This window comes from Trujillonella humicola (assembly GCF_046233715.1).
In the GTDB taxonomy this organism is placed as follows: Bacteria; Actinomycetota; Actinomycetes; order Mycobacteriales; family Geodermatophilaceae; genus Trujillonella; species Trujillonella humicola.
Genome location: NZ_JBJNRJ010000095.1, coordinates 1 through 9360, shown reverse-complemented (window position 1 = coordinate 9360; position 9360 = coordinate 1). Strand labels below are relative to the sequence as shown.

Genomic DNA, 9360 nt, shown 5'->3' with positions numbered 1-9360 from the left:
CTGAGCTGGTCCTTCTGGCGCCGCAGACACCAGGCCCGGGCCCGCCGCTGTCACTACGTTCGAAGGGGTGCAGCCGACGAAGTGCGGCTGTAGTACTAGTCGTCGAGCGATCGCGCTCCCTTGCTCAGCAGCCACTCGCGGACCCGCACCGAGTCCGCACCGAGCTGGGGAGGAGGACGGCGATAGGCCACGGGATTCCGCGACAGTCGAAGCGGACTGGCCAGAGTGTTGATCGTGGGAACGTCCGCCGTCCCGGTGAAGGTCGCGATGGGCTGGAGCCCCAGTTCGGATGCCAGAGAAATGGCTTCGGCGATGTCGTTGACCGGGCCGCACGGTATGCCGTGATCCTGGAGCAGCTTGGTCCAATGAGTTGCCGGCGCGGTCCGCAACGTCTTCTCGAGTTCCGAGATGAGCTCGCTCCGCTCGGCTACCCGCCCCCTGTTTCGGCTGAACCGTTCGTCGCTGGAGAGATCGTCCCTACCGATCGCCCGGGTGAAGGTCTGGAACTGACGGTCGTTGCCCACGGCGATCGCGATCGGGTTGTCCTGAGTGGCCAGGGTCTCGTAGGGGGCGATGCTGGGGTGCTGGTTGCCCATGGCCGTGGGCGGGGGGCTCCCGTTGATGTAGGCGGCACCCTGGTTGGCGAGGGACGCAATGAGGCTCGACAAGAGATTGACCTCGACCAGTTGGCCGTGCCCTGTCCGGTCTCGTTCGCGCAACGCCGCGAGGATGGAGATGGTGGCGTGTAGGCCCGTCAGGACGTCGACGAGTGCCACGCCCACCTTCGTGGGTTCGCCCCCCTCCGGGCCCGTGATGCTCATCAGTCCGCCGACGGCCTGCACGACGAAGTCGTATCCGGGCAGATGTGCTCCGCCGTCGCTGCCGAATCCGGTGACGGAGCAGTAGATCAGGCGGGGGTTCACCCGCAGCAGCGCTTCGGCATCGAGGTCGAACTCGGCCAGCTTTCCGGGCCGGAAGTTCTCGATGAAGACGTCCGCCCGGGCGGCCAGGGTGTGGGCCAACTCCAGCTCGTCCGGATCGCTCAGATCGAACGTCGCGCTGTACTTGTTCCGGTTCACGCTCGTGAAGTAGGTGCTGAACTCGCCGACGTGCGGTGGTCCCCAGGATCGCGTGTCGTCCCCCGAACCCGGCCGCTCCACCTTGACCACCGTGGCGCCCAGATCGGCGAGGAACATCGATGCCAGCGGTCCGGCGAGGACCCTGCTGAAGTCGGCGACCACCACGCCGGCCAAGGGGCCGGGGGAGCTCGCGCCAGTCGGGGCGTCTCCAACGAAACTCATGCGTCTCTCCCGCGAGGTCGGGTGCCCGCGGTGAGGTATAAGTGTGGCTCTTGTCACCCCGGCGAGTGAACTATAGATTATAAACACCGGGGTGCACCTCGCTCCGCCTGCGACCTCCCTCCGGAGGTCAGCCCGGCCGCGGAAGGCCGCGGTGCCGGGTGTTCGGCCTCGAACGGAGAGAGGGGTATCGAACGTGCGAACAACCAGTTTCGACTACACCAGAGCGACATCGCTGGATGAAGCGTTGAGCGCCGTCGCAGCGGGGGCGCAGGTCCTCGCCGGGGGCCAGAGCCTGCTGCAGACCATGAAGCTGCGCGTGGCGGCGCCGCAACACCTGGTCGACATCAACGAGCTCGCCGGCCTGCGAGGCGTGCATCCCGAAGGCGGAGGCCTGCGCCTCGGTGCCCTCACCCGGATAGCCGAGCTCGCCACGTCGCCGGAGGTGGCTGCCAGGTATCCCTGGCTCCAGCAGGCTGCGCGGCGGACCGCTGACGTGCAGGTCCGGAACCGGGGCACCATCGGTGGCAACCTGTGCTTCGCCGATCCCCGGTCGAACCTTGCCTCCACCCTGATCTCCCTGCAGGCCGAGGTGACCCTCCGGTCCGAGGGATCGACTCGCCGGCTGGCCGTCGAGGAGATGTTCGCCGGATATCGCCGAACGGTGCTCGCCCCCGGCGAACTGGTGACCGACGTCCACCTGCCCGACCCGGGACCGGGTGCACGGGGCGCATACCGGGAGATCTCGCGCCAGCCGAACGGCGTGCCCGTCGTCAACGTCGCGGTGAGCGCGACGCCGGAGCGGGTCACCGCGATCGGTGTCGGTGGCCTGGGCGTCCGTCCGTTGCGAGCGCGTCGGGTCGAGCAGGCTCTCGACGGCGTCGACCGCACCGATGCCGATGCGGTGGCCGAGGCCGCGGCCCTCCTCGAGGAAGACCTGGCCGGCAGCGAACCGCTGGCCGACATGCACGGAACCGCCGAGTACCGCCTTGACGTCGCCGCTGTCCTGCTTCGCAGGTTGGTGGTCGCGACCGCCCCTGAGAGGAACTGAAGCATGGCCGAGTCCACGACCTCGATCACCGTCACCGTCAACGGCGCCGAGCACGTGTGCGAGGTAGCGCCGCGAACGCTGCTGGTGGACCTCCTGCGCGACCAGCTGAAGCTCACCGGCACGCACATCGGATGCGAAGAGGGCATCTGCGGCGCCTGCACGGTGACCGTCGACGGCACCCTGGTGAAGAGCTGCCTGTTCCTCGCCGTGCAGGCCGACGGCACGCAGGTCACCACCGTCGAAGGTCTCACTCCCGAGACCGGGATGAGCAGGTTGCAGCAGGCGTTCCAGGAGAACTTCGCGCTCCAGTGCGGCTTCTGCACGCCGGGCATGGTCGTGGCCGCGGATGCGCTGCTGCGGACCAACCCCGAGCCCACCGAGCAGGAGATCCGAGAGCACCTCGTCGGCAATCTCTGCCGCTGCACGGGCTACCTGCCGATCATCGCCGCTGTTCGTTCCGCTGCCTGCCAGGAGGTCACGTCATGAGCGACGACGTCTCGCGCGGCAACGGCGCCGCCGGATCCGACAGCTTCGTCGGGCGCTCCGTGAAGCGCTCGGAGGATGTCCGGCTGCTGACCGGAAAGGCCCGGTTCACCGACGACCAGCAGGTCACCGACCCGGCGTACTGCGCCATCCTGCGCAGCCCGCACCCGCACGCGCGCATCGTGTCCGTCGACACGAGCCGTGCGCTGGCGATGCCCGGCGTCCTGCTGGCGATCTCGGGGGCCGAGGCCGCCGAGCACTGGAACCCGATCGCGCCCGGCATGAACCTCATGGACATGAAGCTGCCGCGCGTCTATCCGATCGCGACCGACAAGGTCTACTACGAGGGAGAAGCCGTCGCTGCCGTCCTGGCGGAGACGCGCTACGCCGCGGAGGACGCTCTGGTCGCGATCGACGTCGAGTACGAGTTGCTGCCCGCGGTCGCCAACCTGAAGGACGCCCTCGGGGTCGACCCGTTCGCGTCGCCGGACGGGCCGTGGGAGCCCACGGCCGTGCTCTACGAGGAGTGGGGCCACAACATCCAGTGCGACTGGGCCTTCGAGATCGGCGATCCGGATGCCGTGTTCGAGTCCGCGTCGCACGTCGTGTCCTGCCGGCCCGGCACCCATCGCTACAGCGGGGTCCCGATGGAGACGCGGGCCGTGGTCGCCGAATATGACTCCGGCCGCGGGGCGCTCAAGCTTCGCGTGTCCACCCAACTGCCGCATCAGTCGCGCTCGCTCATCGCCAGCATCCTCGGCATGTCCGAGTCGTCGGTGCAGGTCCTGGCCGACGACGTCGGCGGCGGGTTCGGCAACAAGACGCAGGTGGACGCAGAGGTCATCCCCGCCCTGCTCGCCGTTCTCTCCGGCCGAGCCGTGAAGTGGTTCGAGCCACGAGCCGACTGGCTGAGCAGCGGCCCGGCCTCGCGCGACTACTACCACCACATCCAAGGTGCCTTCGACAGCGACGGCAAGCTGCTGGCCATCCGCGAACACCTGGTCGGTGACCAGGGGTGCGACGGGGCGGTCCGGGCTGCTGGTCTGGGGGCTCTGCTCGTCGGTGGCGTCTACTCGCCTGGTCCATACCAGGTGCAGTCCTACCGCGCCCGCGTCCAGGCGGTCGTCTCGAACAAGGCCCCCTACGGCCCCTATCGCGGGTACGGCAAGGAGACCTCGAACCTGGCGATCGAGCGGCTGATGGACACCGCAGCACGCGAGCTCGGTATCGACCCCGTCGACATCCGCCAGCGGAACCTGGTTCGGGAGTTCCCCTACGAGATGCCATCCGGCCCGATCCTGGAGAGCGGCAGCTTCTCCCAGTGCCTCGACCTGGTGACCGAGGCGATGGACCTCCCCGCGCTGCGCCTGCGTCAGGAGCAGGCTCGCGCTGAGGGTCGCTACCTCGGGATCGGCGTCATCTCCTTCCTCGAGCCGTCCGCGGGCTCCATCCCGATGTCGGTGTTCAACGGCTACGAGTCCGCGTCGGTGCGGATCGCCCCGGACGGCACTGCCATGGTGCTGACCGGTCTGCAGGCCATCGGGCAGGGTGTGGAGACTGCGCTCTCGCAGATCGCCGCCGACCGGCTCGGCATCCGCCTGGAAGACGTCAAGATCGTGTACGGCGACACGAACGCCGTGCCGTACGGCCTCGGGGCCTACGCCAGCCGTGGCGCCACCTACGGGTTCAGCGCCGTGTACGAGGCCGCGACGGAGGTGCGCCGCAAGCTGCTGAAGGCAGCGGCCGGCATGTTGGAGGCCGATCCCGATGACCTCGCACTCGGCATGGGCGAGGTCTGGGTCGCCGGTGTCCCGTCGGCACGGCTCGCCGTGGCAGAGATCGCCAAGGCGGTGTACCTGTTCCCCGGGCCCTACGCGACGCTGCCCGACGAGCCCAGCCCGACGCTCGAGGGGCACTCCGTCTGGACCAACCCCAACGTCAGCTGGGTGCCGGACGAGCACGGCCGCGTACGCCTCTACCCGACCCACGGCAGCGGTGCCCAGGGTGCCGTCGTCGAGGTCGACGTGGAGACCGGCCAGGTCACGATCGAGAAGATGTGGATCGCCCACGACTGCGGCACGGTGGTCAACCCGGCCATCGTCAAGGGCCAGATCATCGGCAGCGCGGTGCAGGGCCTGGGCGGCGTGATGTTCGAGCAGCTCTGCTACGACGACCAGGGCAAGCTCCTGACCAAGACGCTCAACGACTACCAGCTGCCCAACGTGATGTCGGCGCCCGCGATCGACGTGCTGCACATGGAGACGCCGAACCCGCTCACGCCCATGGGCACCAAGGGCGTCGGCGAAGGAGCCGTCATCGGCACGCCGGCCACGCTGCTCTCCGCCGTCGAGGACGCGCTTCGTCCTCTCGGTGTGACCGTCGAGCAGACGCCGCTGGACCCGCAACGGGTGCGCGCACTCGTGCGGGCGGCAACCCAGGCCGCGGCGGTCGCGGGGTGACGACGAGCGTCAGCACCGCGTGCCCCGCCTGTCCACGCCGTCCGGCGTCCCTGTTGATGAACGGAGCGATCTCGTGACGACCGACCACCAGGCCGAGGCGATTGCTGACAAGGCGATTGCTGCTGCGCGGGCGCGCCGTCACGCCGTGAGCACGAGTCCGTTCGGTCCGAGGGACCAGATCGGGATGCTCAACATGATGACCCCCGAGACGCGGGCGGCGGTGATGGCGCAGGCCGATCCTGCACAGCTGTACGACCTCTCGGTGGAGTACCACGTCGGCATGCCGTCGTGGGCTGGTCTGGGTGATCCGACGTACCAGTTCTGGATGACCCACACGCCGTCGGGCTCGGTCAACGAAGACGTGATGGGGCTCGGGCCGGAGCAGAACCGCCTGGTCGGCTACTCCGGTGACGCGCTGTCGATGTACACGCACACCGGGACGCACCTCGACGCGCTCAACCACTTCGGTTACGCGGGGGCGATCTGGAACGGCTTCAACGAGGAGGAGCACCTCGGCAGCCGGCACTGGCTCCGCTGCGGCGCCGAGCAGCAGCCGCCGATCATGGCGCGGGGCATTCTCATCGACGTAGCGGGTGCGCACGGCGTGGACGTGCTGCCCGATTCCTACGCCATCGGGCCGGATGAGCTGACCACGATCATGGCGGATCAGGGCGTCGAGGTTCGTCCGGGCGACGTGGTGCTGATCCGCACGGGCCGGATGACGGTCTGGCCCGACCCGGAGCGCTACCTCTTCCGAGAGCCCGGACTCACCCGCGAGGGTGCCGAGCTGCTCGCCGAAGCGGGCGCGATGATCATCGGCGCGGACAACGTGGCGCTCGAGGTGATGCCTTCGGTCGACGGGGCGAACTGGCATCCGGTCCACACCTACCTCCTCGCGGAGTGCGGCGTTCCGATCATGGAGAACGTCAACCTCGAGGAGATCGCGGCCGCGAAGCTCCACACCTTCGCACTCGTCGCTGCCGGGCTCCGGCTCCGTGGCTCGACCGCGGCGCCCATGCGCCCGATCGCGATGCCACTGCGCCCGTAATCGGGCGGGCACGGCCCGCGAGCACCGAAGAAGCACAGGGAAGTTCGGAGGGAGGAGCGTCAGGTGAGGGACATCGTCGACGACGTGAGCGCCTGGTACGAGTCGGGCATCAGCTTCGCGCTGGCGACCGTCGTCCGCACCTGGCGCTCTTCCCCCCGGCAACCCGGTGCCTCGATGGCCGTCTCCGAGGCGGGCGAGGCGGTCGGCAGCGTTTCGGGGGGCTGCGTCGAGGGCGCGGTCTACGAGCTCGCCCAGCAGGTGCTGGCGACCGGCCTGCCCGCGAAGCAGACGTACGGGGTGAGCGATGACGACGCGTTCGCCGTGGGCCTCACCTGTGGGGGAGTGCTGGAGGTCTTCGTCGAGCCGGTCGACCGGAAGCGCTTCCCCCAGCTGCCCGACGTGGTGGCGGCCGTCGAAGGTCGCCGGGGGCTCGCCGTCGCCACCGTCATCGACGGCCCAGACCACGTGGGTGCCCGCGTCGTCGTCGGGGAGGCCAGCGTGAGGGGCTCGCTGGGCGGCGAGCGGCTCGACAGCGCCGTCGCCGGCATCGCCCGAGGAATGCTCGCCCACGGAACCACCGGCGTGGTGCATGTGGGCGCCGACGGTGAGCAGCGGATGGACCAGCTCGCCGTCTTCGTGGAATCGTTCGCCCCCGCGCCGGAGATGATCGTGTTCGGGGCGATCGACTTCGCCGCCGCCGTCGTGCGGATCGGCAAATTCCTGGGCTACCACGTCACCCTCTGTGACGCGCGACCCGTCTTCGCGACGAGGAAGCGATTCCCGGAGGCCGATGACGTGGTGGTCGCCTGGCCTCATCGGTATCTCGAGGGCCGGGACGTCGACGAGCGCACCGTGGTGTGCGTGCTCACCCATGACCCGAAGTTCGACATCCCGCTGCTCGAGCGGGCGCTGTCCACCAAGGCCGCGTACGTCGGTGCGATGGGGAGCCGGCGTACCCACGAGGACCGGCTGGCGCGCCTGCGTGAAGCCGGCCTGGACGAGCAGGCGCTCGCCCGGCTGTCGTCCCCGATCGGCCTCGACCTCGGAGCGCGGACGCCCGAGGAGACCGCCGTATCGATCGCGGCCGAGATCATCTCCCTGACGTGGGGTGGCTCCGGGCGGCGGCTCTCCGAGACCGGGACGGCCATCCATCGATGACCGGACTGCTGCCCGGCCGAGCCCTCCTGAGGCCGCGTCGTCCGGGCCTGGTCGCGCCAGCGACATCCGGCAGACCGCCCCGGCCAGCGCTGAGGAACAACGCTCCGGGAACCCGCCCCGGCGGACGAGAAGGTTGCCGGTCCCGAGACGGGCGGCGCGGCGCACAGGTGTGAGCCCTTCCCGTTCTGCGCGCTCTCGGGCTGAGTGGGTCGGCGCACGACGTGGCGATTCGGTCAGGACGCGAACACCGGTATTCGGGGCCGAGTGAACAACAGAGGAATGGAGCAGTCATGCAGGAAACGGCGCCAGCAGGCCCGATGGGGATGTGGTACGAGGATTTCGAGATCGGCTGGTCGATGCGAACGGCGGGCCGGACGATCAGGGACTACGACGTGTCGTCCTTCGTCACCGTGATGGGATTCCTCGAGCCGATGTTCATGGATGACCGGCATGCGACCCTCGGCAACGACAGGCGGAGGGCCGTGCCGGGAGCCATGACGATGAGTCTGGCCGAGGGCCTGGTGATGCAGACCACCACCTTGCACCACACCGCCGTCGCCTTCCTCGGCGCCGAGATCGAGGTGGTGGCGCCGGTCTTCGGCGGCGACACGATCGAGGTGCAGGTCGAGGTGGTGGAGCGTCGACTCACCTCGAGGAAGGACCGCGGCCTCGTCCGAACTCAGAACGTGGTGCTCCGGGACGGTGACGAGGTCCTGCGTTACCGGCCGCTTCGCATGGTGCGCTGCAAGACGAGGATCTGAGAGGCCCGGCCGCGCCTGTGGCCGGCTCGACCGAACAGAGTCCCGTCGGCTTCCTTCCCGGCGCGCGGCGCCGCCGCTCGGGTTCCAGCGCGGGGCCGGCGATGATCACTGCTCCTGACGGGACAGGATCTGGACGAGGGTCCGCAGCGCGCGGTCACGATGAGCGTCGAGCTCGGCCACGAGCCGATCGGCATCACGAGCCCGCGCCGCGTCGAGGATCCGTTCGTGCGCCTCGTCGGCGGCGTGGCGCTCCGCTTCGTTGTTGTAGTAGATCGCCCGGTATGCCTCGGTCGACTCCCACAGCAGGCGGATGAGCCGCATCATGTGGGTGCCACCACCGACCTCGAAGATCCCGAAGTGGAAACGGCGGTTCGCCGCGAGCTCGGCCGCCACGTCGCCGGTCGTCGACGCTACGGAGCAGTCCTCGGCGGCCTGTTCCAGCCTGTCCAGCGCGTCATCGTCGAGCAGGTCGACCGCGGCCCGGGCCGCGCGGTCCTCGAGGAGCTCGCGCAGCATGTTGACCTCGATGAGGTCCTCGGCATGCAGTTCCGAGACGAAATACCCTTTCCGTGGAATGTAGGTGACCTGGCCTTCGCCTTCGAGCACCTTGAGCGCTTCTCGTGCCGGAATGAGACTGACACCGATTCGTTCGGCGATCTCGTCCTGCTGGATGTGTTTGCCGGGCCGCAGTTCGCCCTCGACGATTGCCCGGCGCAGCCATGCAACCGCATGCTGCTGGCTTGTGTGGTGGGTCTCACCTCTGCCGCCCGCGGGATTCATGAAGTCAACGGTACGGCCCCGGGACGCCGCTATCGTATTGCCTGCATGGCTCTTCTTGCCCTGGTTGGCATGCCCGAGGTGATTTGCACGACAGTCGTCGGTGGCCGGCCAGTTCGTGGTCGAGCGTGACTGCTACGTCGACCCGTGACCACGGGCGATGTGCGCCCAGTGCCCGTTGCCGCTCGACAGTGGGTATGGGGCGGACCCCGCTCGGCGTGCCGGCGGATGCTCCTATGGATCGTCAAGCCGCCGGGGCGAGGTTCTTGGCAGGTTGGGCGGGGCGGAGGACGTAGTAGAGCTCGCGGGCGATCATGCGCTTGAG

8 protein-coding genes are annotated in these 9360 nt (G+C 68.9%); 6 read left to right on the top strand and 2 right to left on the bottom strand.

Annotated elements, in window-relative coordinates:
• Positions 1-95: 95 nt before the first annotated feature.
• Entirely contained in the window at positions 96-1244 is a 1149-nt protein-coding gene (locus ACK586_RS24915) for a CaiB/BaiF CoA transferase family protein (RefSeq protein WP_409333224.1), read from the bottom strand.
• Between the two features lie 250 nt (positions 1245-1494).
• Between ACK586_RS24915 and ACK586_RS24910 the strand changes: the two genes are divergently transcribed.
• The 6 genes from ACK586_RS24910 to ACK586_RS24885 all read left to right on the top strand — a co-directional run bounded on the left by ACK586_RS24910 (position 1495) and on the right by ACK586_RS24885 (position 8258).
• Entirely contained in the window at positions 1495-2349 is an 855-nt protein-coding gene (locus tag ACK586_RS24910; RefSeq protein WP_409333223.1) for an FAD binding domain-containing protein, read from the top strand.
• A gap of 3 nt (positions 2350-2352) precedes the next feature.
• The gene (locus tag ACK586_RS24905; protein ID WP_409333222.1) at positions 2353-2835 is read left to right on the top strand and encodes a (2Fe-2S)-binding protein; all 483 of its coding nucleotides are present in this window, start codon (positions 2353-2355) and stop codon (positions 2833-2835) included.
• Complete coding sequence (locus ACK586_RS24900) at positions 2832-5291, top strand: xanthine dehydrogenase family protein molybdopterin-binding subunit (protein WP_409333221.1); 2460 nt, start codon at positions 2832-2834, stop codon at positions 5289-5291. Before ACK586_RS24905 ends, ACK586_RS24900 begins: the two co-directional genes overlap by 4 nt.
• A 73-nt stretch (positions 5292-5364) precedes the next feature.
• Complete coding sequence (locus tag ACK586_RS24895; protein ID WP_409333220.1) at positions 5365-6339, top strand: cyclase family protein; 975 nt, start codon at positions 5365-5367, stop codon at positions 6337-6339.
• Positions 6340-6402: 63 nt separating this feature from the next.
• Positions 6403-7497: an XdhC family protein gene (locus tag ACK586_RS24890; protein WP_409333219.1), complete on the top strand. Its 1095-nt coding sequence runs from the start codon at positions 6403-6405 to the stop codon at positions 7495-7497.
• A 290-nt stretch (positions 7498-7787) separates the two neighbouring features.
• Entirely contained in the window at positions 7788-8258 is a 471-nt protein-coding gene (locus ACK586_RS24885) for a MaoC/PaaZ C-terminal domain-containing protein (RefSeq protein ID WP_409333218.1), read from the top strand.
• 105 nt (positions 8259-8363) lie between these two features.
• Here the strand turns inward: ACK586_RS24885 and ACK586_RS24880 are convergent, their stop codons facing one another.
• On the bottom strand, positions 8364-9038 hold the full coding sequence (locus ACK586_RS24880) for a GntR family transcriptional regulator (protein WP_409333217.1): 675 nt from the start codon (positions 9036-9038) through the stop codon (positions 8364-8366).
• Positions 9039-9360 lie beyond the last annotated feature (322 nt).